The following is a 23,102-nucleotide window of genomic DNA, read 5'->3' on the forward strand; positions in this document are numbered from 1 at the left end:
TTAAACTATTTTTTTTTAATCTCATTTTTATTTTATTACTTTATTTCTCAAAGTGATTTCAATAAATAGTTAGTTATGAATACAAAAATGCACCTTAAACAATCTTTAATTTTTGGAATAATTGGTCTAATAATAACAATTCCACTAATTGCTATGCAATTTACAAATGAAGTCAACTGGAGTTTATTTGATTTTATTATTGCATTTATTTTACTTTCGGTTATTGGATTAACGATAAACTACATTCTACAACTGACTAACCGTTTACAAAATAAAATCTTTTTCTGCATAATGGTTTTACTCATTGGTTTATTAATATGGACTGAATTAGCTGTCGGAGTTTTCGGTAGTCCAATAGCAGGAAATTAGAATGATTTTTTTATTGAATACTTTTCCATTTATGTCAACCTAAAAAAGATCTGAAATACGTCTAAATTTTAAAATAGAATACTAAAAAGAATTTTATTGAAAATTGTCATAACTTTAATTCACAAAAACAGTTAATTATGAAAAGAAGTGAACACATTGTCGTTTTATCAAAGGATCATCATTTTGGATTGCTTTGTAGTTGGAAAATTGAACAAGGTTTCTTTAAAAATATTGCATTAGAACGAATTGCATCTTATGTTGAATATTTTTGGAACAATCATCTTTCTGAGCACTTTAAACATGAAGAAACGATTATTTTTCCCTATTCAAACGAAACATACAACCAACAAATTAAAACCGAACATCAAGAATTAAAGGTTTTAGCACAAAAGATTGCTCAACATCCAGAGAAATCAATAGTAGAAAAATTTGCTCATTTATTAAAAAATCATATTCGATTCGAGGAACGTGAATGGTTTCCTTACTTACAAGAAAATCTTGATGAAAGTGATTTGAAACAAATAGGTAAAAGATTAGAAAACTCGCACACAAAACCATTTGATAATTTTGAAGACGAATTTTGGAAATAATTAGAATTAATAAAACACCTTTTACTCTTTTATTGAAGAAATGATGTATATTTGTAGTGTAAAAGAATTGTAAATGTTATCAAAAACTTGTGAATACGCCGTTAGAGCAGTAATTTATATCGCACAGCAAACCAAAGACGGAAATCGAGTTGGAATAAAAGATGTAGCGAAAGGAATTGATTCTCCTGAATATTTTATTGCAAAAATTTTGCAAGAAATGGTTCGAAAAAATCTTTTACAGTCTACAAAAGGACCAAATGGTGGTTTTCATCTCGATGAAAAATATATGAAAAATTCGTTGGCTGTAATTGTTAGACATTTTGATGGAGATAAAATTTTTAGTGGTTGTGCACTTGGACTAAAACGATGTTCAGAAAAAAATCCTTGTCCTTTGCATCAGCAATTCAAAGAAATACGAAATACTTTAAAGCATTTATTAGAAACAACTACTATCAACCAATTGGTTGAGAAATTAGATTCGCAAGAAGTATTTCTAAAATTAAATTTAGAATAAAATTTACCTTAATAAAAGATAAAAAAGTCTTTTTTATTTCAATTGAAAATAAAAAACTTACTCAAATGAAAAATGATACAATTGATAAAATGTCTGGACATTGGCTCCTTGCTAAAATAGGAAAAAAAGTACTAAGACCTGGAGGAAAAAAGTTGACAAATGAAATGGTTGAATTGTTAGATATCAATACAAATGATGCGATTGTAGAATTTGCTCCTGGGCTTGGTTATACCACTTCTATTGTACTTGACAAACAGCCAACATCATACATTGGAATTGATTTAGACGAAAAAATTATCGAGAATTTAAATCAAAAATTTGATAATCAAAAAGCTGTTTTTCAATTAGGAAATGCTGCTGACACAAGACTTGATGACTGTTCTCAAACTAAAATTTTTGGAGAAGCTATGCTAACGATGCATGCCAATCATCGTAAAAGTGAAATCATAAAAGAAGCTCATCGTGTTCTAAAAAAAGATGGATACTATGCAATTCATGAATTAGCATTAAAACCGAATAATATTTCAGATGAAATCAAAAAGAACATTCAAAAAGAGCTTGCAATTACGATGAATGTTAATGCAAGACCATTAACAGTTGAAGAATGGAAAATTCTTGTAAAAGAAGAAGGTTTCGAAATTATTGAAATTAAAACAGCTGAAATGCGCCTGCTTGAACCTTCAAGATTAATTGATGATGAAGGATTTTCAGGGTTTTTAACTATCATAAAAAATATTGCAACTCAAACAGAAGTGAGAGAAAGAGTAATAAAAATGAAGAAAGTTTTCAAAAAATACGAAGAACATTTGTGTGCTTTTGTCATGATTGCAAAGAAAAAATAATAATGCTAAAAGGCTCAAAAAAAATTTAAATTAATAAAGGATATAAAAGTATTTTATTATGAACACTAGAACAGACTTAATAGGAGAAATGGTTGCAGAAGATTTTAGAACTGCTGCAGTTTTCAAAAAATATGGAATTGATTTTTGTTGCCGTGGAGGAAGAACAATCGAAGATGCGTGTAAAGACAAAACTGTCGATGCCGAAACGATTTACAACGAATTAGAAAATATTCCAAATCAATCGAATAATAACATCGATTTCAAATCTTGGCCATTGGATTTATTGGTAGAATATGTGGAAAAAACTCACCATGCTTATGTGGAAGAAAAAACTCCAATTCTATTAGCATTCTTAGACAAATTATGCAAAGTTCATGGTGAAAGACATCCAGTACTTTATGAAATAAACGCTTTATTTAATCAAACAGCTCAAGATTTGAGTGCTCATTTAAAAAAAGAAGAATTAATTCTTTTTCCATTTATCAAAAAAATGACTCATGCAAAGAAAAGAGGAATAGAATTAGAAGTTCCTCATTTTGGTACAGTTGAAAATCCAGTTCACATGATGGAACATGAACATACCGCAGAAGGTGATCGTTTTGCAAGGATTGCAGAACTTACCAATCATTACACTCCACCAGCAGATGCGTGTAACACTTATCGCGTGACCTATGCAATGTTAGAAGAATTCGAGAATGATTTGCATACTCATATTCACATCGAAAACAACATTCTATTTCCAAAATCTATTCAATTAGAAAAAGAACTTAATTAATCTCAATCAAATCCCAATAAAATTTTATTGGGATTTTCTTTCTTCATTATTTTAAGAATTATTTCACATTTAGGCATGTAACTTTTCAAACAGTCCTGCGTCTTATTTGTAAATAACCCTATAATATGAAAAAATACTTTCTTCCAATTATTTGTGTTGCAGCAATTCAGATCTATGCACAACAAGAAGTAAAAGGAATTATACAATATACCAATCAAACGCCTGTTGCTTTAGCAGATGTTGTGATTTTGCAAGGAGATAAAATTGTAGATGAAATCTCTACAGACGAAAATGGATATTTCTCAGTCGTTTTGGAAGAAGGTTCATATACGTTCAAGATAGAAGAAGCGGGTGTTACACTACATTCAGTTACGCTACAAGTTACAAAAAATGCTGATTTAGGTGTTATTTTAGTTCCAAAAACTGAAAATGTAACCTTAACGGAAGCCGTTGTAACAGGACAAAAAAAATTGGTTGAAAAGAAAGTAGATCGCTTAATTTTCAATGTCGATCAAGCAGAAGGTGCAAAAGGTGGAAATGCCTTAGATGCCTTGAAGCTTGCTCCTCGTATTAAGGTGGAAGAAGCGACTGATGTAATTTCGATTATTGGAAAAGGTTCGGTAAGTGTCATGATTAATGACCGATTAATGCAAATGAGCAGTGAACAATTGTCAAATTATCTAAAAACCATTCGAACAGAAGATATTGAAAAAATTGAAGTCATTACAAATCCTCCAGCCAAATACGATGCGACAGGAAACAGTGGAATCATCAATATTGTATTGAAAAATGCAAAACAAGAAAGTTTGAATGGTTCTATTTCGACTTCATACAACCAGCAAAAATACGGTGGATTCAATTTGAACGGGAATATCAATTACCGCAAAGGAAAATGGACATTAACCTCTAATATTTATAGTGGTAAAGGAAATTGGTATGTTAAAAGTAAAAACACAACTTTATATCCAGATCAAAAATGGACTTCGGACGGAATTAATAAAAATGAGAACAATTATTATGGTGGTCGAATTGGTATTGATTATCAAATCAATGACAACTTAATTACAGGTTTCAATTTAGATATTTCAGATGGTAAAGGAGAAAGTAAAGGAAATTCAGTCATTGATATTTTCGATTTAGTGAACAACAAAACAAATCGTTATATGACGACGAATTGGGATGGTGGAAAATGGAATTGGAATTATTTGGGATTAAATTACCATATCATCAAAAAATTCAAAACGGAAGGTAAAAAGTTAACATTCGATTTTGACTATTCGAATAACGGAAACGATAGCAATAACAAAAATATCAGTAACGAATTTGATCCTAATTGGGCAGAAATTCCAGGTAAATACGAAAATAATTACAGCTTAAATGACGGCTCTTCAAACCGATTCAATGCAAGTATCGATATGGAGCATCCTGTTAATTCGTGGAAAATGAATTATGGAACGCGTTTACGTTGGGCAACAGATGAAGCGGAAAATCAACGATTTTTAAAACTTAATCCGAATGATAATTTCCATGAAGATACCGATTTTGCAAGCAAATACAATTACAAAGAGAATGTCTACGCATTGTATTATTCGGTAGAAAAACAATTGAGTGAAAAGCTGACAGGAAAAGTTGGGTTACGCTATGAGCATGCACAAGTGAAAAGCATTATGGAAGATCCGAAAAATAATTACGAAAAAACTTATGACGGCTTATATCCTACCGCTTATTTGATGTATCAATCATCGGAAAATCATTCGTTTACATTAAACTATAGTCGTCGTGTAGATCGTCCATTTATTTGGTATTTAAATCCAAGAAGAACGAAACAAAATGAGTATAATTATTCAGAAGGAAATCCAAATTTGACGCCTTCTAATTCGAATAATTTCGAGTTAGAGCATGCGTATAAAGATTTATTGGTAACAAGTTTGTATTACCGCAATGCGAATGATCTTTTTGAACAAGTAAGCATCATGGATCCTGATACCAAGATTACACTTTCTAAGCCTTATAATATTGGAAAAACATATAGTATTGGTTTAAGTGAAAACATCAACGTAAAACCTTATAAATGGTGGAAAGTAAATGCTTCGGCAGATGTTTTCTATCGTAAAACAACCAGTAAAATTCCTGAAATGAATTATACATTAGACGGAATGAATGGGGAATTTAGAATTACAAATAATTTAGATTTAAATAAAAAGAAAACACTTTTTGCTAATTACACTTATTCATATTATACAAAAAGTACAGATGGATTAGACAAATTTGGAGATTTTATGCGTCATAACATTGGTATGAGAGCAATGGTATTTAAAAAGAAATTACAACTTTCGGCAAATATCTCTAACCTTTTCGAAAATAAAAATGGAACTTACACAAGTACGTCTAACAACGTAACAAATATGGGAGTTAATCAAGCTTTCAGAATGTATCGTATTGGAATTAGTTACAATTTCGGAAAACAATTTAATATAGAACGCTCAAAATCTAACCAAGAACAAAGCGGCGGAGGCGGTGGAGGAAATGGTTAAAATTTATTCCTGAATGAATAGAACCTGAACAAATCTGTTCAGGTTTTATTTTTTTATAATGATTATTGATCCAATTCTATCAATAGTTTTTTTAATTTGGATATACTTGTAATATATCTTGATATAAAGATATATTTAAAACCAATAAGAAAATTATTCAAACAGAAAATATACCAATTGCAAATGGACACTACTCACAATGTATAGAATAATGGAATTCTATTTCTGGTCAATTACCAATAGATTGCGAAACCAAAAAAATTCTGTTAACAATTTTAGAGCAAACTAACTTAGTTTTTAAAAATATCGAAACGATATTACATGAAGCTAATAGCGATAAAAACCATGTATTTCTGGTGGAAATGTCAATTTAAACACTTTACCTTTTTAGAAATTGTTGTATAAATAATAAACCCCTAAAACATAAATTTCAGGGGTTTTGTATTGCAATAATATTCTGTTAAATCGAATAATTACGATGTCCAAAGATCGAACTCCCAATGCGAACCATTGTACTGCCTTCTTCTATCGCGATTTGATAATCTCCTGACATTCCCATTGATAAAATAGAAATGTTTTGATAAATAGATTTCAATGAATCAAAGTTAGATTTTAAAGAACGGAATTCTTCATGAATCTGACTTTCATCTTCCGTAAACGTTGCCATTCCCATCAATCCAACTACGCGAACATTTGGTAAATGCTGAATTTCTTCTTGCATTATCTGTTGAATTTCTTCTTCATCCAAGCCAAATTTTGTTTCTTCATCTGCTATAAATTGTTGCAACAACACATCAATTACGCGATTATTTTTTTCGGCTTGTTTGTGAATTTCTTTCAACAATTTTAAACTATCAACACCATGTATCAAATGCACAAAAGGCGCCATATACTTCACTTTGTTGGTTTGCACATGACCAATCATATGCCAACGTATATCCTTTGGAAGAACTTCGTATTTATCGCACATTTCTTGAATCTTGTTTTCACCAAAATCTCGCATTCCAGCCGCATAAGCTTCTTGCAAATCCTCCACAGGTTTTGTCTTAGAAACCGCTACCAATATCACATGAGCAGGAATTGTAGCTTCGATTGTTTTTAAATTTTCTTGAATACTCATTTTTTATTCTTTCAAATCAAATACAGCAAAACCGCTTAATGGTTTTGGTTCGATATATGTACTTTTTGGTGGCATTTTAAGCCCTAAATCCGCAATCAATTGCAAATCCTTCACATCCACTGGATAAAAAGCAAAAGCTGCAATATAATCGTGATGATCAACTTTATTTTTAAGCGCTTCTACTCCTTCTCTATTGCGCGTACCACATTCGTAATGAATGCGTTTATCCTTTTTAGAATCTTGAATATTTAGAATTGGTTTCATCACATTTTCTTCGAAAATATAAGTATCCAATTCGCTTAAACCTTCTGTCATTAATACATTATTTTTGACATATAAACTATAATATTGACCATCTAAATACATCACAATATGATGTTTTTTGGTTGGCACAACTAATTCATCACCTTTCGGAATAATTTCAAAATCAGCTTCTAAAGCAGTTAAAAACACTTCTGGAGTTAAGCCGTTTAAATCTTTAATTAATCGATTATAATCATTGATAATCAAATCTTCATTCGAAACTAAAAGTGCTAACGTATAATTAAACGCTTCATCACCATAGACTTCATCTTTCGAATTTTCAATCGCAAATTTTGTGTATCGCTCCGAACTTTCCATACGATGATGTCCATCTGCAATATACAATTCGTCTAATTTTTCGATTGAATCTTTTAATTGTTTTAAATTTAAACGATTATCAACTCTCCACAACAAATGTTGCGTTCCGTTTTCTTCTTCTATTTTCAGAATCGGCTTGCGTTTCATTTCCGTATCAATCAACAAATCTACACGTTGAGCAGGTTTATAGGTCAACAAAACAGGTTCCGCATGGAAATGAGATTCTTTCAAATAATCAGCAAATAATTCCACACGACGCTCCAAAGTTTCTTCGTGCTTTTTTATTTTATTTTGACGATAATCATCAATATTCACCAAGCCTAAAAGTCCTTTTGTTTCGCGTCCATCAGGCTGTATGACTTGATAAATATAAAAAGACGACTTGTCTTGCGTTAATATTTTTTTCGAAATAAAATCCTCAAAATTCTCACGAACTTTTCTGAATTTCTCTTTCGGATCTTGAATCGTTTCGTCCCAAGTTGGCAAAATAATATGCAAAAAAGAGTTTTCTCTGTTATTGATATAATAATCCAATTCTTCTTTCGAATATTGATTAACGGCAAGCGTCACAAATTCTTGAGAAGTTTCTTCTGTAGGTCGAATTCCTTTGAATGGTTTAAATTGAGGCATTTTGAATAGTTTTAGATAGAATGAAACTCAAAATTATTTTCCGTAAATCTCAACGATTTGCGAAGCTAATTCAGTTCCAATTCTGTCCTGCGCTTCATTCGTAGAACCTGCAATATGAGGAGATAATGACAAAGATTCGTTCATCAACAAGCCCATTTCTGGTGTTGGCTCATTCTCAAAAACATCTAAGGCTGCTCCAGCAACTTTTCCGTCTTCAATTGCATCAACCAAAGCACGCTCGTCAACTACTCCACCACGAGCCGTATTAATTACAATCACGCCATCTTTCATTTTTGCAAATTCTTTTTCACCCAAAATATATCCATCTTGTGCTGGAACATGCAGCGAAATGAAATCTGCTTTTGTAATGACTTCATCAAAATCAACAGAAGTGATGGTAAACGTTAATTTTTGACCATCAAAAAATTCTAATTCAATGTCACGTGTTGCTGGGAATTTATCATACACTAAAATATTCATTCCTAAACCAATCGCTTCACGAATCACTTCTACACCGATACGGCCAAAACCGATTACACCCATTGTTTTTCCTCTCAATTCGATTGCTTTTGCGTAAGCTTTTTTCAATCCATTGAAGTTAGAATCTCCTTCTAAAGGCATATTACGATTGGCTTGGTGTAAATTACGAACGATAGAAAACAAATGCGCAATTACAAATTCTGCTACAGATTGAGAAGAAGATGCTGGCGTATTAATCACCTGAATTCCTTTTTCGCGTGCATAAGCAACATCGATATTGTCCATACCAACTCCTCCACGACCGATAATTTTAAGATTTGTCGCATCAATCAAAGGTTGACGAACTTTAGTCGCAGAACGCACTAAAAGTACTTCAACTCCATTTTCGTTGATATAATTTTCTAATTGTTCTTGTGCTACGTGAGCAGTTATTACTTCGAAACCTTTTGCTTCTAAAGCTTCTATTCCTGCCTTAGAAATTCCATCGTTTGCTAATATTTTCATGTTATTATTATAGAATTAAGATGTGAGATTTTAGATGTTAGATAATATATTTCTCAATACTAATATCTAGCATCTAATGTCTGCTGATTAACCAAATTTTTGTTCAAATTGTTTCATTACTTCTACCAAAACTTGAACAGATTCTAATGGTAAAGCATTGTACATAGACGCACGGTATCCACCAACATCACGGTGACCAGCCAAAGAAACAACTCCAGCTTCTTTTAACATTGCATCAAAATCAGCTTTGAAATCTTCGTTATTTAAGACAAAAGTGGCATTCATTTGAGAACGATCTTCTGTTGCAGCAGTTCCTGTAAATAATCCGTTACGATCAATTTCAGCATACATTGCATCTGCTTTTGCAGTATTAATTTTTGCAATCGCTTCTACTCCACCTTGCTCTTTTAACCATTGTAAATTTAACATGACACCGTAAATTGCAATTACTGGCCACGTATTAAACGATGATTCTTTTTTGATATGTGTTTCGTAGTTTAAATAATCGGGAATATTACGTCCCGTTTTACCTAATAAATCTTTTTGAACGATTGCAACAGCAGAACCTGCAGGTCCCATATTTTTTTGGGCTCCAGCATAGATTACACCAAATTTAGAAACATCAATTGTGCGAGATAAAATATCCGAAGACATATCACAAACTATTGGAACTGGAGAATTTGGAAACTCTTTCATTTGTGTTCCAAAAATGGTATTATTTGATGTGCAGTGGAAATAATCAACATCTGAAGGAACAGTATATCCTTTTGGAATATAACTATAATTTTGATCTTTTGAAGAAGCAATAACTTCGATTTCTCCGAAACGCTTCGCTTCTTTGATAGCATTTTCTGCCCATTTTCCTGTTTGTGTATAAGCTGCTTTTCCGCCTTCTTTCAATAAATTGTAAGCTACAGTAGGAAATTGCAATGAAGCTCCACCTTGCATAAAAACTACGTCATGTGTTTCTGGAACATTCATCAATTCTTTTACCAACGCTCTTGCTGTATCAATTACTTCTACCGCATCTTTGCGACGGTGAGAAATTTCTAAGATTGATGTTCCTGAATTGTTGAAATCTAAACAAGCTTGAGCCATTTTGTCGAAAACAACTTGTGGTAAAATGCATGGTCCTGCACTAAAATTGTGAATTTTCATAATTAAAATTGTTGTGTGTTTGTGTGTCTAATTTGTAAACAAATATAGTAAATCAAATATGGAAAAAAGTGAATAATTACTTTACTTTTGAACAGAATACAAACAAAAAACCCTAAACTAATTCAGTTTAGGGTTTTTCTATTATTTGATTGAATATTTATTTTAGTATTGAACAAAATCAACATTCAATTCTTCTGCTTTGCGTTTGTAATATCCGTCAGCTAATTTATCTTTAATCTCAGCAAATGAGTTTAACGTATATTCGATGTGTTCGTCTTCGTGAGCAGCAGTTGGAATAATACGGAAAATAATCATTCCTTTTGGAATAACTGGATAAACTACTACAGAAACGAAAATACCATATTCTTCGCGCATTTCTTTTGCCAATACAGTCGCTTCGATAGGAGAACCATTCAATACGATTGGCGTAACACATGTGTTAGAACCTCCAATATCAAACCCTCTTTCTTGTAAACCTTTCTGAATTTTTTCTACATTGTGCCATAACTTGTCTTTAAGCTCAGGTTGAGAACGTAATAATTCAAGACGTTTTAAACCTCCGATTACCATTGGCATTGTCAATGATTTTGCAAAGATTTGAGAACGTAAGTTATATTTTAAAATACGGATAATATCTTTATTTCCAGCGATAAAAGCTCCAAAACCAGCCATAGATTTTGCGAAAGTAGAGAAATAGATATCAATTGCATCTTGACAACCTTGCTCTTCTCCAGCTCCAGCTCCAGTTTTACCTAAAGTACCAAAACCATGTGCATCATCAACTAATAAACGGAATTTGTATTCGTCTTTGTAAGCAGCAATTTCTTTTAAAATACCTTGCTTACCTGTCATTCCGAAAACACCTTCTGTAATCACTAAAATTCCTCCTCCTTGTTTGTCGGCTAATTTACGTGCACGAATAATTGTTTTTTCGAAACTTTCGATGTTATTGTGTTGATAAATAAAACGTTTACCAAAGTGTAAACGAACACCATCCACGATACAAGCATGACATTCAGCATCATAAACGATTACATCATTTTTAGACACTAAAGCATCAATTGTAGATACCATTCCTTGGTATCCAAAATTCATTAAATAAGCAGACTCTTTTTGAACAAAATCAGCCAATTCTTGCTCTAATTGTGCGTGAAAATCTGTTTGTCCAGACATTGCGCGAGCTCCCATTGGATAAGCCATACCATATTCAGCTGCCGCATCAGCATCAGCTTTACGAACTTCTGGATGGTTAGCTAAACCTAAATAGTTATTGATTGACCAAGTAATTACTTTTTTACCTTGGAATTCCATTACGGGTCCAATTTCTCCTTTTAACTGTGGAAAAACATAATAACCTTCACCATAATCAGCGAATTGACCTAATGGTCCAGGGTTCTGTTTTAAACGTTCAAAAATGTCCATTTTATTATAGTTTAATTTTTTATTAATTGAAAAAAAGTAGAAAGTGAACGAACACTACCTACTTTAAATATTTAATTTTTACAAATATACGTATTATTTAATTCTTTCGACTGTTGCTCGAGCTTCTAAACCATTGAGTCTGCTATTTGTAAAGCCTTGCTCTGCCATCCAATCATCACTAAAAACTTTTGTCATATAGCGCGAACCATGGTCTGGATACAAAATTACAACTAAAGAATTTTCGTCAAATTCTCCAGCTTCAGCCAATTGTTTATATGCTTGTGTTGCAGCACCAGAAGTATATCCTGCCATAATTCCTTCTTTCAAAGCAATTTCTCTTGTACGATAAGCAGCTTCTTCGTCTGTCACTTTGATAAAAGAATCAACCATTTCAAAATCTAAAGCTCCAGGAACTAAATTTTTTCCCATTCCTTCGATTCTGTAAGGATAGATATCATTCTGATCAATTTTTCCAGTTTCGTGATAACCTTTCAATATTGATCCATAAGCATCAACTCCGATGATTTTCACATCTGGGTTTTGCTCTTTTATATAACGTGCACTACCTGTCAAAGTTCCTCCTGTACCTGTACAACCGATTAGGTGAGTAATTTTACCCTCTGTTTGATTCCAGATTTCAGGACCTGTTGTTAAATAGTGAGCTTCTGTATTCCCTTGATTAAAATATTGATTAATATAAAGAGAATTTGGCGTTTCCGCAGCAATACGTTTTGCTACTTCGTAATATGATCTTGGATCATCAGCAGGTACATTCGCAGGGCACAAAAATACTTTTGCTCCCATCGCTTTCAAGAATGAAATCTTTTCTGCCTTTGTTTTATCCGATACCGCTAAGATACATTTGTACCCTTTTACGATAGCCACCATAGCTACAGCAAATCCAGTGTTACCTGAAGTTGTTTCTACAATCGTAGCACCAGGTTTTAATAGACCATTTTTTTCAGCCTCTTCTATAATATGTAAAGCTATTCTGTCTTTTGTTGAATGTCCAGGATTGTAACATTCTAACTTTGCATAAACTTCGCCTGGAATGTCTTGGTTAATTCTGTTTAACTGAACTAATGGAGTATCTCCAATTAACTCTAAAACGTTTTTATATTTACCAGTCATTTCACAAATATTCTTTTCTAACAAAAAGCAAAATTAAGGATTTTTTAATTAATTGTTAAAAGATTAACACGTAAAATTAATCATATTACAATTTTAAACTTAAATTCTTATGATTTACTCGTTATTAAATTAGTTATTATTTAAATTAAAAATATGTTCTAAAATTCTTTTATCAGCAAGTGTAAAAGCAATTTTTCTTCTTTCCATCATTTTTTCTGCAGCTTCACAAGCTTTATCAAAATTAAAAACAGGAGCGTCTGATTGTCCACCCCAACTATAATGTTTAATCATATTTGGTGGAAAACCTGATTGAAAAACGTTCGCACAAACTCCAACAACTGTACCAGTATTAAATTGTGTATTGATTGCAGATTTAGCATAATCGCCCATTATTAAACCACAAAATTGCAAACCTGTTTTTACAAATCTTTTTTGGTTATAACTCCATAACTTTACTTCTGCATAATTATTTTTCAAGTTTGAGTTATTTGTATCCGCGCCTAAATTGCACCATTCTCCAATTACAGAATTCCCTAAAAACCCATCATGTCCTTTATTTGAATATGCTATTAGGATTGAATTATTTAATTCACCACCAACTTTACAAAAAGGACCAATCGTACAACCAGCATATATTTTTGCACCCATATTTATTTTTGCATGCTCGCATAAAGCTAATCCGCCACGAATCATAGAACCTTCCATAATTTCGGCATCTTTTCCAATATAAATTGGACCTTCTGATGCATTCAAAATAGAAAATTCAACTTTCGCACCTTCTTCAATAAATATTTTTTCAGGAGCTAAAACTTGGTTGGTTGTAGATATTGATTGAGAAGTTCTTCCTTTTGTCACCAAATCAAAATCAAATTCAATTGCCTGGAAATTGTAAGTAAACAGATCCCAAGAATGTTGTAGATGAATTACTTCATCTTCAAATTGAATAATATCTGATGTGATTTTTGGAGTTTCTTCAGTTGATTTAACTGCTACAAGTTGATTGTCAAAAATTAGGGTTTGGTTTGGTTTTAAATTCTTTATCGCTTCAATTAATTTTTCATTCGGAAAAAAAGTTGGGTTGATAAATGTATTTTCTGTTTGAAGTTTAGCAGGAAATTTTTCTTGCAAATAAGGTTTCGTTTGATAAGAAACCTCTGTATTTAGTATTTTTTCCCAACGTTCTGCAAAACTCAATATCCCCATTCTTAGGGCAGCTACAGGTCTTGTAAATGTTAGGGGCAAAAAATCTTCCCATTCTTCGCCATCAAAAAGAACTATGTTCATTGATCTATGAATTTGTGCAAATTTAAAAATAATTATTTTATAAGTCGATAATATCAATATAGATTCTATCGACAGCCCTCCTAAAATAAATCATTCAAAATATTTGGTTGATGTAAAAAGGTCGTCGTAATTTTAGGCACATTTTAAAAACATTTTTCATTTTGAAATCAGCTCCGATTCATTTTGGTTCAATCGCATATATATTAGACGATTACCTTGCAAATAACACTTTTTCTTCTATCTTCTTTTTGGTAGATGAGAACACTCATGTGCATTGTTTACCGCTATTATTAGCCGATTTGGACAATATTTCTGCTTACGAAATCCTTGAAATTGACTCTGGAGAAGAAAATAAAAACATCGATACTGTAACCAATCTTTGGTTAGCATTAAGCGAATTGGGTGCAGATCGTCATTCATTAGTTATCAATGTTGGTGGTGGAGTTTTAACGGATATGGGAGGTTTTATGGCCTCTACTTTCAAGCGTGGAATCAAATTTATTAACATTCCAACTACCTTATTATCGCAAGTTGATGCTTCTGCTGGTGGAAAAAATGGAATTGATTTAGAAGGAATGAAAAACATGATCGGGACATTTACACAGCCAGAAATGGTGTTAGTTGATCCTAAATTTTTGTTGACATTAGAACAACGTCAAGTAAAATCTGGTTTGGCAGAAATGTTGAAACATGGTTTAATCAAAAATCGTGATCATTGGGATAATTTGGTGCAATTACCTTCGCACGATGCTGAAGCTTTAGCGCCTTTTATCATGGATTCTATTCATATCAAAGAAAATGTGGTTGACAATGATCCGTATGAAAAAGGTGAACGCAAAATTTTAAATTTTGGTCATACAATTGGTCATGCCATCGAAAGTGAATCCTTAGAAACTGATTTTCCGCTTTTACATGGAGAAGCAATTGTAATCGGAATGATTATTGAGACATTCCTTAGTTATGATCAAGAATTAATTTCTAAAGCTGATGTGGAAGAGGTTTGCGAAAGTTTTTCGTCAATGTATGCATTAAATACAATTGATATGAAAATTTTTCCGAACTTAATGGAATGGATGAAACACGACAAAAAAAATCAAAACAATTCAATCAACTTTAGTTTGATCAACAAGATTGGAAATTGTCGTTATGATGTAGTTTGTACTGAAGAAGAAATCAGACAAGCTTTTGAAAAATATAATCAATGGATTGCCTAAAAAAATATACTTCTTTTTTTGTTGTTGGATTAATAATGAGCCTTATGGCTGCTTGTACATCTCAACACAAGAAAGAAGATGCTAAAGTAGAACAACCTTCAAACACTGTTACGATGAACGAAAAACCTCAATTCAATATCAATAAGTCAAACGAAGAATGGAAAAAAGAACTTTCTTCTGAAGAATATTATGTTTTAAGAGAAGCTGGAACAGAACGTCCTTTTACAGGAAAATTCAACATGCATTTCGAAAACGGAATTTATACATGTAATGCGTGTGGAGAAGAATTGTTTTCTTCTTCTTCTAAGTTTGATGGACATTGTGGTTGGCCAAGTTTTGACAAAGAAATAAAAGAAGGTAAAATTGTAGAACGCGTAGACACTTCGCACGGAATGAAGAGAACAGAAATTCTTTGCGGAAATTGTGGAAGCCATTTAGGACACGTTTTTGATGACGGACCTACAGAAACTGGTTTACGTTATTGTGTGAATTCGCTTTCGTTAGATTTCAAACCTGTAAAATAAAATCAAAAAGCTGTTTCGACAGCTTTTTTTAATGCAAAAATACTTTATGAAAATACTTCGTATAATTATCGTTCTTATCTTATTGTTATTAATTTATAACGGTGTTTACAATTACAATTTAATGGTGAATATAAGAACTACCGATCGTCCAATTAACCCATTGCGTTATATCTTTTTCGGCTTTTATTTCTTATTAATTCTGTTGAATTTGATTGAATATATTCGTGGAAAATTTACATACGGATCATTCAAAAAAGTAATTTATTATTTGATTTTCGCTGGATATTTAGCATGTATTTTCATGTTCAAATACAACGATTATCACATTCCTGGCTTACCACTTTTAGGTTATTTCACATTGGTCGGAACTACCTTATTTATGTTGAATCAAATCATCAAAAACAAACCGCCTTACAAACGCGTAAAAAAATAATTATTCGAAATGAGTTTGGTTTCGGATAAAATTACGTTCAAACAAATTAATCAATTAGCTATTCCTGCGATTTTTTCGGGAATTGCCGAATCTCTTATTACCTTAACCGATATTGCGATGGTGGGTAATGTAAAAGAATATTCGGTTGAAGCACTTGCTGCGACTGGTTTAGTTGGTTCTTTTCTTTCAGGAATTATCTGGATTGTTGCCCAAACCAAAACCTCTATTTCGTCTTTGGTTTCGCAAAGTTTTGGAGCAAATAAATTGGAAAGTCTCAAAACTTTAGTTCCGCAAGCGTTGTATTTCAATCTATTTTTGAGTTTACTCATCTTTATACCAACGTATTTTTTTGCACAAAATCTATTCGAATTGTACAATGCAAAAGATTTGGTTCTTCAATTTTCAGTAGATTATTACAAAATCAGAGCATTTGGTTTTCCATTAACACTTATTTCGCTCACTCTTTTTGGAGCATTTAGAGGAATGCAAAACACCGTTTGGGCAATGAAATGTAGTTTAGCAGCTGCATTTGTTCATGTCTTTTTAGACTATATTCTAATCTTTGGAGTAAATGGGATAATTCCTGCTTATCATATCAAAGGCGCTGCTTATGCAAGTTTGATTGCACAATTGATTATGGTAATTATGGCGTTTTACTACTATTTCACGAAAACTTCATTTGGATTAAATCCAGGAAAAAACATTCATCCACTTTTTAAGAAATATGTCAGTTTAAGTTTCAATTTTATTTTGCGAACAGCTTCGTTGAATGTTGCATTTTTTCTTGCCAATTCTTACGCTACCGATTATGGAAAAGATTATATCGCCGCGCAAAGTATTTTGATGAATATTTGGTTGTTCTTTTCATTTTTTATTGACGGATATGCAGGTGCAGGAAATGCGATGGCAGGTCGTTTACAAGGTGAACGAAATTATCCTAAACTTTGGATTTTAAGCAAAGATATTTCCAAATATTCAGTTTTAATTGCGTGTATTTTAATTGCGATTTGTTTCATTTTTTATAATCAAATTGGGCAAATTTTCAATCAAGATCCAAATGTTTTGATCATTTTCAATTCTGTATTTTGGATGGTTTTATTAATGCAACCAATCAACACATTGGCTTATATTTTTGATGGATTTTTCAAGGGAATGGGCGATGCAAAACTCTTGCGAAACAACTTAATTATCGCAACATTTCTTGGGTTTCTACCAACCATTTATCTTGCAGATTACTTTGGTTTAAATATTTATGGAATTTGGATTGCATTTGGAATTTGGATGTTTTTACGCAGTTTTCCATTGATGTATATTTTTAGAAAACGAGTTTTTGAATCAATAAAAAAAGTCGCACAAGAGCGACTTTTACAATTTATCTAAATTCTATTTTTCTTAAGGTGTAGAAATAGAAGCTTGTTGAATTTTTCCGTTGAAATAAATTTTAGAAAAACGAGTTCTATCAAGCTAAAATTATTTAATATTAAACTGTAAATCTCTCTCGATAGAGTTATTAAGTTTCTTTAATTCTTCTTTCTTTTTAAGATTTTTTTCTTGATCAATCTTTACATTTTCTCCTGTTTTTCCAGTGATAACTTCTGGATTTTCTTTATAATCTTTGATATATTTTACAAATTCAGATTTTTGCGAATTAATCTTATTAAAATCCTTATAAATCGGATATTCAACATCATCTTCGTTTTCTTTTATACTAATTGGTACATCAAGAAAGCTATCAACCAACTTCATCATTTACAAATAAAACAATACAATTAAGTAAACTTTCGGCTGGAGTTTACATCGTAAAAGTACAATCTGCCGATAAAGTTGAAACGAAAAAAATAGTTTTGAAATAAAGTTTTGAGTACTTTATTTGTCTCTTTGTGTGAGGACGTCTGGAAAGACGACCTTTTTTATTAGAGTTGGATGTATATAACTTCGTAGGCATTCTTCCAAAGTAAGTCTGTTTATCCTTACCCGAGTCCTCAGTTTATTACAAACATAGTTGTTTTACCTTACCCGAGTCCTCGGTTTATTACAAACAAGTCTGTTTTTAATTGTTTGTACATTGATAATTAAAATCAAGGTTTTTTGCAGCTAAAAACCGTAGCTATTAAAGCTATCATCGCGATTAAATATCTCATAAAATGTTAATTTATTACAAGATATAAAAAAAGTCGCACAAGAGCGACTTTTACAATTTATCTAAATTCTATTTTTCTTAAGGCGTAGAAATAGAAGCTTGTTGAATTTTTCCGTTAAAATATTTCCAACCATTCAATCCAAAATCAACCAAATATTCGGCCATTTCATCTGGTTGTAAAGGCGCAATATATCCCGGAAACGCTTCTTCTAACATTTCTGTTTGCACCGCTCCTAACGCCACTGCGTTTATTCTTGGACCAAGTTCATTTAATTCTTCTGCTAACAATTCAGTCAAATTAACCGTTGCAGATTTTGAAGACGAATAAACAGACAAACCAGGAAATTTCACCGAACCTTGTACAGCTCCCATTGTCGAAATATTAACTACATGAGAAGATGTATCAAATTTTGGCATCAAAACTTGTATCAATCGGTATGGTGCCATAAAATTAATTTGCCAAGAAGTTAACAAATCCTCTTGTTGCATTTCTATAAATGGTTTGTTGATACAAACTCCCGCATTATTGTACAAAACATCTACTTTATTCCAAGATTCCACTGCTTTCAAAACATCTGAAATCTCATCAAAATTAGCCAAATCAACACCGATAAACTGATATTGATTTTCTTTTGCAAAAGCTGTTAATTCCTTCAATTTATCTACATTTCGAGAGACTGTCAACACTCGATTTCCTAATTCCAAATGTTGTTTTGCCAATTCAAAACCAATTCCTCTACTCGCTCCCGTTACAATTATATTTTTCATAGTGTTGTACAAAATTTACAATTTCTTCTATCGTTTCAAACTTTATTCCTTCAAAGATGATGTTATTTTCTGTGATTTCAATATGATTTTCCGCATTATTTTCTACAGAAATTCCATTTCGAATTAAGGCATTTTTCACCCAAAAAGCTAATTCCGAATTTCCTTTTACACCAATCGTTTTAGAAAATGATTTTTGCGTTGAAAAGCGATTATTTTTTTCATCATACGTTAAATTTTGATTGGATAATTTTTGAATAATTTGATGCTCAAAAGCCATTTGTTCTGAAATATTTTCAAAAAGGTTTCCATTTTCAATCCACCAAATTTTATCCGCTTTTTCCAATGCAAAATCAACTTCGTGTGTGATCATCAAAAACGATTTATCTGTTTTCAATTTTAATTCATTCAACAAATTGAAAATACGATATTGATTCGCTAAATCTAAATTAGAAGTTGGCTCATCCAAAATAACCAATTTCGCATCTTGACACAACGCACGCGCAATCATCACCAATTGCAATTGACCTTCACTGATTTCATTCGCAAATTGATTTGCTAAATTTGTAATTCCAACCAATTCTAAAACCTCATCAATTAAGTTTTGTTCTTCGTTAGAAATCTTTTTCAAAACCTTGTGATAAGGCAAACGTCCCATGGCAACCAATTCCGAAACTTTGATTTTTGGAACAATCGACAAACGTGGTAAAACAACTGCTATTTGCTGTGCAATTTCTTGAGAAGATAATTTTTTGATTGGCTTATTTTCTAAATAAATTTCTCCATTCAATGTTTTCTGAAAACCTAAAATAGAATTAATCAATGTTGATTTTCCTGCTCCATTTTTTCCTAAAACAGCAACTAATTCATTCGAATTTATAGTCGCATTTATAGCCGAAACAATTTCTTTTGAACCATATCCAACTGAAACATTTTCTAATTTCAAAACGGTATTTTTCATCGCACTTCATTTTTATTATTCAACAAAATACTAATGACAATCGGCGCTCCAAATAATGCTGTAATAATATTAATTGGTAATGTTCCAAACGGAAAAACTTCTGTCAAAATCGAAAATAATAACATAAAAAATATTCCAGAAACAAAAATCCATCGGTACAAAATTTTCATATCACCTGTTCGTAATAATGTTCTACAAATATGTGGAACTGCCAATCCAATGAAGCTAATTGGTCCTGCAAAAGCCGTAGCAGATGCCGTTAATAAAGCTGTCGAAACTAAAATCGTGAAACGTAATTTTTTGATATTAATTCCTAATGATTGTGCATATTTTTCGCCCAATAATAAGGCTGTAATTCCACGTAAAGTAAATAATGAAACAATAATTCCGCTCAAAATAAATAAACCAAAAACGCCTAATTGTTCCCAAGACAATCCGCTTAATGAGCCAAATCCCCAAACTAAATACGTTTTTATTTTATCGGAAGGAGCAAAATATTGCATCATGCCAATTAATGCACCTGCTAAACCTGCAACCATAAATCCGATAATCACCAAAGATACAGATGATTTAACACGAAATGATAATGAAATAACCAAAAACAACGCGACAATTGCGCCTAAAAATGAAGCAATAATTGTAATCCAAGGATTGTTAAGAAATTCTTCTAAACCAATCATCGAAAAAAGAAAAATAACAATAGCAACGCCTAAACTTGCCATCGAAGTTATTCCCAAAACAGAAGGTTCTGCCAACGGATTTTTAAATAATTCTTGCATTAAAAAACCTGAAATTGGCAACGAAATACCAACCAATAAAGCAGTTAATGATTTTGGTAAACGAAAATTAAGGACAAGATTATGCAACATTTCGTCTGAATGACCAGAAAATACATTAAAAATTTCGGTGAAAGAAATCGAGACTTTTCCAACACTTAAACTCAAAACGAAAAGTAAAAGTGTTAGAATTATTAAAACAAAAAATAGTAGTTTTTCTTTCATCAAGACAAAGATAGAAATTCTAATAATTTCTTAAAGTTTAATTGTGAATTGGTTTTTATTGAAAATTAATGATTAGTTTCGTTTCATGAATTTTAGAAGTTTCATTTTAATTATCTCTTCGATTTTTGTGCTACTTACGCCATGTAGCATCAAAGCTTCTATTCATACGATTTTGGAAGTAGAAAATGTTCATCAAACAAAAACTTCTCAAGTCAAAATCAATCAAAATCATTCGAATTCATGTTCTGTTGTTAAGTTTGAAACTATTAAAAAATCAACAAAGAATCTTGATGTTCCGAATTTCGATTTACCAAATTCACCGATTCATTTCATTGGGTTAGCACGTTCTTCATTAATTGAAGAAGATATTGATTCGAATGAAATTCAATCACCAAAAATACCTTTTTATCTGTTGTATAAGCAATTGAAATATTCGTTGATATCTTAATTTTTCACAATTAATTTAGACAACAATATTCAATCACTTATATAAAAATTCATGCAAAATAAATCTGTTTTATCAATGGGTAATGCTGTATTGGCGTTACGTTTAGTCATTGGTTGGACGTACTTTTCTGCCTTTTGGAGGCGTTTAATTTTAGAAAATAAACTTGATCCAGAAGCTGCGGGTTATATTGGCGAAAAATTCAATCATTTTTTACCAAATGCCCTTTTCATCAAACCACTTATTCAATATTTAGTCGAAAATCCTGAAGCCTTACTTTGGAACATGTGGATTTTCACCATTGTAGAAGGCGTTGTAGGCTTACTCTTAATGCTTGGTTACAAAACACGAATCATGAGTATTGCCGTTTTCTTTTTGGCAATGGGAATTTTACTTGGTTCGGGCTGGATTGGTACAACTTGTCTGGATGAATGGCAAATTGGTGTTTTAGGATTAGCTGGAGGTTTTACGCTATTTCAGGCTGGTTCTGGAAAAATTTCGTTGGATTATTTCTTCAATAAAAACCAATTTATTCAACAAGAAAATAATTGGAATTCGATTTCATTCCAAAAATATAGACCTTATTTTATAGGTTTTAGTTTTTTTATTTTATTCGTTACTTTGTTTACAAATCAGGTTTTTCATGGTGGAGTTTACGGAACTTTGCACAATAAATCTGTCAAACCAAAAGTAGAAATCTCAAATTTAAAACAACATCAAAACAAGGTTTCATTTGATGTAATGCGAATAGAAGGCGCGGATGTTTATGGCTCTTTTTTGATTCAAATCGATTTTCATAATCATCAAAATGAAATAATTGAAAGTTTGGATATGAAAGAGTTATCAAATTTGGACAAACAACAAATTTCGAATTATTATGTAGCAAAAGTTACACCGCACAAACACAGTTTGGTGTTACCTTTGGGTGCGAAAGCAAATCTGAATTTTGATATTTCAGACAAAATTCACAAAGTAGTTTTAACCGATATAAGCGGATTACAATGGGAACAAACAATAACAAATTTATAGCAATGTTAAAAAGAAATTATTCAACAATTATCATAGGAGCGCTGGCTTTGGTCTTACTTTTTGTGCCAGAAGCAAAAGCAATGATGCAACAAGGTTTAATGAAATTAGGCTTATTTGAACCGAAATTAGAAAAAGTTGAACCAACAACTCAACCAAAATCTGAAGCGAATTATACATTCGAAATGGTGTATGCTGATGGAAAAGCAATCAACATGGAAGATTTGAAAGGTAAAGTTGTTTTCATGAATTTTTGGGCTACTTGGTGTCCTCCTTGTATTGCGGAAATGCCATCAATTCAAAAATTGTATGACAAAGTAAAAGATGACAAAGACATCGTTATTTTGACGGTTGAAGTGGAAGGAAAACGTGATAAAGTGGCAAAATTTATGGAACGTAAAAAATTATCGTTGCCTGTAGTTTACCCAAATTCATCTATTCCAACTGAGTTTTTTAACGGTTCTTTACCAACAACTGTTATTTTAGACAAGAAAGGAAATATTGCACATACAACAATGGGAATGGCGGATTATTCTGGACAGGATATCGTCGATTTTTTAAATGAGCTGAAAGCGATGAATTAATCATTCAAGAATTATAAAACATAAAAAAGCTTCAA

26 protein-coding genes are annotated in these 23,102 nt (G+C 31.8%); 15 read left to right on the forward strand and 11 right to left on the reverse strand.

The genetic code is table 11. From position 1 onward, the window contains the following. The first annotated feature begins 75 nt into the window (after window positions 1-75). The 7 genes from N5E64_RS04075 to N5E64_RS15775 all read left to right on the forward strand — a co-directional run bounded on the left by N5E64_RS04075 (window position 76) and on the right by N5E64_RS15775 (window position 5,998). On the forward strand, window positions 76-369 hold the full coding sequence (locus N5E64_RS04075; RefSeq protein WP_280035876.1) for a hypothetical protein: 294 nt from the start codon (window positions 76-78) through the stop codon (window positions 367-369). Between the two features lie 137 nt (window positions 370-506). Continuing rightward, window positions 507-959 (forward strand): hemerythrin domain-containing protein, encoded by a 453-nt coding sequence (locus tag N5E64_RS04080; protein WP_038337008.1) that lies wholly within the window; start codon window positions 507-509, stop codon window positions 957-959. 73 nt (window positions 960-1,032) lie between these two features. Beyond that, on the forward strand, window positions 1,033-1,473 hold the full coding sequence (locus N5E64_RS04085; RefSeq protein ID WP_038337007.1) for an Rrf2 family transcriptional regulator: 441 nt from the start codon (window positions 1,033-1,035) through the stop codon (window positions 1,471-1,473). A gap of 65 nt (window positions 1,474-1,538) precedes the next feature. Continuing rightward, the gene (locus N5E64_RS04090; protein WP_038337006.1) at window positions 1,539-2,315 is read left to right on the forward strand and encodes a class I SAM-dependent methyltransferase; all 777 of its coding nucleotides are present in this window, start codon (window positions 1,539-1,541) and stop codon (window positions 2,313-2,315) included. Between the two features lie 58 nt (window positions 2,316-2,373). Then, window positions 2,374-3,090: an iron-sulfur cluster repair di-iron protein gene (ric, locus tag N5E64_RS04095; protein WP_280035879.1), complete on the forward strand. Its 717-nt coding sequence runs from the start codon at window positions 2,374-2,376 to the stop codon at window positions 3,088-3,090. 125 nt (window positions 3,091-3,215) lie between these two features. Further along, entirely contained in the window at window positions 3,216-5,624 is a 2,409-nt protein-coding gene (locus N5E64_RS04100; RefSeq protein WP_280035880.1) for a TonB-dependent receptor domain-containing protein, read from the forward strand. A gap of 221 nt (window positions 5,625-5,845) precedes the next feature. Continuing rightward, window positions 5,846-5,998: a RidA family protein gene (locus tag N5E64_RS15775; protein ID WP_125350124.1), complete on the forward strand. Its 153-nt coding sequence runs from the start codon at window positions 5,846-5,848 to the stop codon at window positions 5,996-5,998. 86 nt (window positions 5,999-6,084) lie between these two features. Here the strand turns inward: N5E64_RS15775 and N5E64_RS04105 are convergent, their stop codons facing one another. The 7 genes from N5E64_RS04105 to N5E64_RS04135 all read right to left on the reverse strand — a co-directional run bounded on the left by N5E64_RS04105 (window position 6,085) and on the right by N5E64_RS04135 (window position 13,974). Continuing rightward, the gene (locus N5E64_RS04105) at window positions 6,085-6,744 is read right to left on the reverse strand and encodes a YggS family pyridoxal phosphate-dependent enzyme (RefSeq protein WP_280035881.1); all 660 of its coding nucleotides are present in this window, start codon (window positions 6,742-6,744) and stop codon (window positions 6,085-6,087) included. 3 nt (window positions 6,745-6,747) lie between these two features. Beyond that, entirely contained in the window at window positions 6,748-7,995 is a 1,248-nt protein-coding gene (locus N5E64_RS04110; protein ID WP_114999388.1) for a DUF1015 domain-containing protein, read from the reverse strand. 33 nt (window positions 7,996-8,028) lie between these two features. Further along, on the reverse strand, window positions 8,029-8,979 hold the full coding sequence (locus N5E64_RS04115; protein WP_114999386.1) for a D-2-hydroxyacid dehydrogenase: 951 nt from the start codon (window positions 8,977-8,979) through the stop codon (window positions 8,029-8,031). Between the two features lie 87 nt (window positions 8,980-9,066). Then, window positions 9,067-10,137 (reverse strand): 3-phosphoserine/phosphohydroxythreonine transaminase, encoded by a 1,071-nt coding sequence (serC, locus tag N5E64_RS04120; protein WP_038337000.1) that lies wholly within the window; start codon window positions 10,135-10,137, stop codon window positions 9,067-9,069. Window positions 10,138-10,299: 162 nt separating this feature from the next. Then, complete coding sequence (locus N5E64_RS04125; RefSeq protein WP_038336999.1) at window positions 10,300-11,559, reverse strand: aminotransferase class I/II-fold pyridoxal phosphate-dependent enzyme; 1,260 nt, start codon at window positions 11,557-11,559, stop codon at window positions 10,300-10,302. A gap of 93 nt (window positions 11,560-11,652) precedes the next feature. Further along, a complete protein-coding gene (locus tag N5E64_RS04130) occupies window positions 11,653-12,690 on the reverse strand; it encodes a PLP-dependent cysteine synthase family protein (RefSeq protein ID WP_038336998.1) in 1,038 nt (345 codons plus the stop codon). A 129-nt stretch (window positions 12,691-12,819) separates the two neighbouring features. Next, a complete protein-coding gene (locus N5E64_RS04135) occupies window positions 12,820-13,974 on the reverse strand; it encodes a GlmU family protein (RefSeq protein ID WP_038336997.1) in 1,155 nt (384 codons plus the stop codon). 161 nt (window positions 13,975-14,135) lie between these two features. Between N5E64_RS04135 and aroB the strand changes: the two genes are divergently transcribed. Genes aroB through N5E64_RS04155 form a run of 4 tightly spaced genes read left to right on the forward strand, consistent with a single transcriptional unit; the run spans window position 14,136 to window position 17,525 of the window. Then, entirely contained in the window at window positions 14,136-15,188 is a 1,053-nt protein-coding gene (aroB, locus tag N5E64_RS04140; RefSeq protein WP_084106957.1) for a 3-dehydroquinate synthase, read from the forward strand. Continuing rightward, window positions 15,176-15,712 (forward strand): peptide-methionine (R)-S-oxide reductase MsrB, encoded by a 537-nt coding sequence (msrB, locus tag N5E64_RS04145; protein ID WP_125350119.1) that lies wholly within the window; start codon window positions 15,176-15,178, stop codon window positions 15,710-15,712. The genes aroB and msrB overlap by 13 nt, the downstream gene beginning before the upstream one ends. A gap of 46 nt (window positions 15,713-15,758) precedes the next feature. Beyond that, window positions 15,759-16,145: a hypothetical protein gene (locus tag N5E64_RS04150; RefSeq protein WP_125350120.1), complete on the forward strand. Its 387-nt coding sequence runs from the start codon at window positions 15,759-15,761 to the stop codon at window positions 16,143-16,145. A 9-nt stretch (window positions 16,146-16,154) separates the two neighbouring features. Then, window positions 16,155-17,525, forward strand: coding sequence for an MATE family efflux transporter (locus N5E64_RS04155; protein WP_280035888.1), 1,371 nt, complete (start codon window positions 16,155-16,157; stop codon window positions 17,523-17,525). Between the two features lie 90 nt (window positions 17,526-17,615). On the opposite strand, the gene N5E64_RS04160 is transcribed toward N5E64_RS04155, so the two are convergent. After that, window positions 17,616-17,894 carry a hypothetical protein gene (locus N5E64_RS04160; protein WP_280035967.1) on the reverse strand — a complete coding sequence of 93 codons (279 nt, stop codon included), beginning with the start codon at window positions 17,892-17,894 and terminating at the stop codon, window positions 17,616-17,618. Here N5E64_RS04160 and N5E64_RS04165 point away from each other — a divergent pair. Next, window positions 17,858-17,998, forward strand: a complete 141-nt coding sequence (locus tag N5E64_RS04165; protein ID WP_280035889.1) for a T9SS type A sorting domain-containing protein — start codon at window positions 17,858-17,860, stop codon at window positions 17,996-17,998. The genes N5E64_RS04160 and N5E64_RS04165 overlap by 37 nt on opposite strands. Before the next feature lie 365 nt (window positions 17,999-18,363). Here N5E64_RS04165 and N5E64_RS04170 read toward each other — a convergent pair whose 3' ends face one another. The 3 genes from N5E64_RS04170 to N5E64_RS04180 are packed head-to-tail and all read right to left on the reverse strand — an operon-like array spanning window position 18,364 to window position 21,012. Further along, complete coding sequence (locus N5E64_RS04170; RefSeq protein ID WP_114999363.1) at window positions 18,364-19,053, reverse strand: SDR family oxidoreductase; 690 nt, start codon at window positions 19,051-19,053, stop codon at window positions 18,364-18,366. Next, the gene (locus tag N5E64_RS04175) at window positions 19,022-20,011 is read right to left on the reverse strand and encodes an ABC transporter ATP-binding protein (protein WP_280035892.1); all 990 of its coding nucleotides are present in this window, start codon (window positions 20,009-20,011) and stop codon (window positions 19,022-19,024) included. The genes N5E64_RS04170 and N5E64_RS04175 overlap by 32 nt, the downstream gene beginning before the upstream one ends. Next, window positions 20,008-21,012 carry an iron ABC transporter permease gene (locus N5E64_RS04180; RefSeq protein WP_280035895.1) on the reverse strand — a complete coding sequence of 335 codons (1,005 nt, stop codon included), beginning with the start codon at window positions 21,010-21,012 and terminating at the stop codon, window positions 20,008-20,010. Before N5E64_RS04180 ends, N5E64_RS04175 begins: the two co-directional genes overlap by 4 nt. 85 nt (window positions 21,013-21,097) lie before the next feature. Here N5E64_RS04180 and N5E64_RS04185 point away from each other — a divergent pair, with 85 nt between their 5' ends. The 3 genes from N5E64_RS04185 to N5E64_RS04195 are packed head-to-tail and all read left to right on the forward strand — an operon-like array spanning window position 21,098 to window position 23,067. After that, window positions 21,098-21,460, forward strand: coding sequence for a hypothetical protein (locus tag N5E64_RS04185; protein WP_125350607.1), 363 nt, complete (start codon window positions 21,098-21,100; stop codon window positions 21,458-21,460). A gap of 51 nt (window positions 21,461-21,511) precedes the next feature. Then, window positions 21,512-22,486, forward strand: a complete 975-nt coding sequence (locus N5E64_RS04190) for a TQO small subunit DoxD (protein WP_244958022.1) — start codon at window positions 21,512-21,514, stop codon at window positions 22,484-22,486. Window positions 22,487-22,488: 2 nt separating this feature from the next. After that, entirely contained in the window at window positions 22,489-23,067 is a 579-nt protein-coding gene (locus N5E64_RS04195; RefSeq protein ID WP_280035899.1) for a TlpA disulfide reductase family protein, read from the forward strand. The last annotated feature ends 35 nt before the right edge of the window (window positions 23,068-23,102 follow it).

Origin of the sequence: Empedobacter sp. GD03739, assembly GCF_029843245.1 — a bacterium.
In the GTDB taxonomy this organism is placed as follows: domain Bacteria; phylum Bacteroidota; class Bacteroidia; order Flavobacteriales; family Weeksellaceae; genus Empedobacter; species Empedobacter falsenii_B.

Excerpts from the sequence above, each read along its gene's own strand:
- N5E64_RS04180 (WP_280035895.1), bottom strand. The coding sequence starts at position 21,012 with ATGAAAGAAAAACTACTATTTTTTGTTTTAATAATTCTAACACTTTTA.
- N5E64_RS04185 (WP_125350607.1), top strand. The coding sequence starts at position 21,098 with ATGAATTTTAGAAGTTTCATTTTAATTATCTCTTCGATTTTTGTGCTA.
- N5E64_RS04160 (WP_280035967.1), bottom strand. The coding sequence starts at position 17,894 with ATGATGAAGTTGGTTGATAGCTTTCTTGATGTACCAATTAGTATAAAA.
- N5E64_RS04190 (WP_244958022.1), top strand. The coding sequence starts at position 21,512 with ATGCAAAATAAATCTGTTTTATCAATGGGTAATGCTGTATTGGCGTTA.
- N5E64_RS04110 (WP_114999388.1), bottom strand. The coding sequence starts at position 7,995 with ATGCCTCAATTTAAACCATTCAAAGGAATTCGACCTACAGAAGAAACT.
- N5E64_RS04105 (WP_280035881.1), bottom strand. The coding sequence starts at position 6,744 with ATGAGTATTCAAGAAAATTTAAAAACAATCGAAGCTACAATTCCTGCT.
- N5E64_RS04155 (WP_280035888.1), top strand. The coding sequence starts at position 16,155 with ATGAGTTTGGTTTCGGATAAAATTACGTTCAAACAAATTAATCAATTA.
- N5E64_RS04150 (WP_125350120.1), top strand. The coding sequence starts at position 15,759 with ATGAAAATACTTCGTATAATTATCGTTCTTATCTTATTGTTATTAATT.
- N5E64_RS04195 (WP_280035899.1), top strand. The coding sequence starts at position 22,489 with ATGTTAAAAAGAAATTATTCAACAATTATCATAGGAGCGCTGGCTTTG.
- N5E64_RS04085 (WP_038337007.1), top strand. The coding sequence starts at position 1,033 with ATGTTATCAAAAACTTGTGAATACGCCGTTAGAGCAGTAATTTATATC.
- N5E64_RS04115 (WP_114999386.1), bottom strand. The coding sequence starts at position 8,979 with ATGAAAATATTAGCAAACGATGGAATTTCTAAGGCAGGAATAGAAGCT.
- N5E64_RS04130 (WP_038336998.1), bottom strand. The coding sequence starts at position 12,690 with ATGACTGGTAAATATAAAAACGTTTTAGAGTTAATTGGAGATACTCCA.
- N5E64_RS04075 (WP_280035876.1), top strand. The coding sequence starts at position 76 with ATGAATACAAAAATGCACCTTAAACAATCTTTAATTTTTGGAATAATT.
- N5E64_RS04170 (WP_114999363.1), bottom strand. The coding sequence starts at position 19,053 with ATGAAAAATATAATTGTAACGGGAGCGAGTAGAGGAATTGGTTTTGAA.
- msrB (WP_125350119.1), top strand. The coding sequence starts at position 15,176 with ATGGATTGCCTAAAAAAATATACTTCTTTTTTTGTTGTTGGATTAATA.
- N5E64_RS04080 (WP_038337008.1), top strand. The coding sequence starts at position 507 with ATGAAAAGAAGTGAACACATTGTCGTTTTATCAAAGGATCATCATTTT.
- N5E64_RS04090 (WP_038337006.1), top strand. The coding sequence starts at position 1,539 with ATGAAAAATGATACAATTGATAAAATGTCTGGACATTGGCTCCTTGCT.
- N5E64_RS04135 (WP_038336997.1), bottom strand. The coding sequence starts at position 13,974 with ATGAACATAGTTCTTTTTGATGGCGAAGAATGGGAAGATTTTTTGCCC.
- N5E64_RS04125 (WP_038336999.1), bottom strand. The coding sequence starts at position 11,559 with ATGGACATTTTTGAACGTTTAAAACAGAACCCTGGACCATTAGGTCAA.
- ric (WP_280035879.1), top strand. The coding sequence starts at position 2,374 with ATGAACACTAGAACAGACTTAATAGGAGAAATGGTTGCAGAAGATTTT.
- serC (WP_038337000.1), bottom strand. The coding sequence starts at position 10,137 with ATGAAAATTCACAATTTTAGTGCAGGACCATGCATTTTACCACAAGTT.
- N5E64_RS04175 (WP_280035892.1), bottom strand. The coding sequence starts at position 20,011 with ATGAAAAATACCGTTTTGAAATTAGAAAATGTTTCAGTTGGATATGGT.
- N5E64_RS04100 (WP_280035880.1), top strand. The coding sequence starts at position 3,216 with ATGAAAAAATACTTTCTTCCAATTATTTGTGTTGCAGCAATTCAGATC.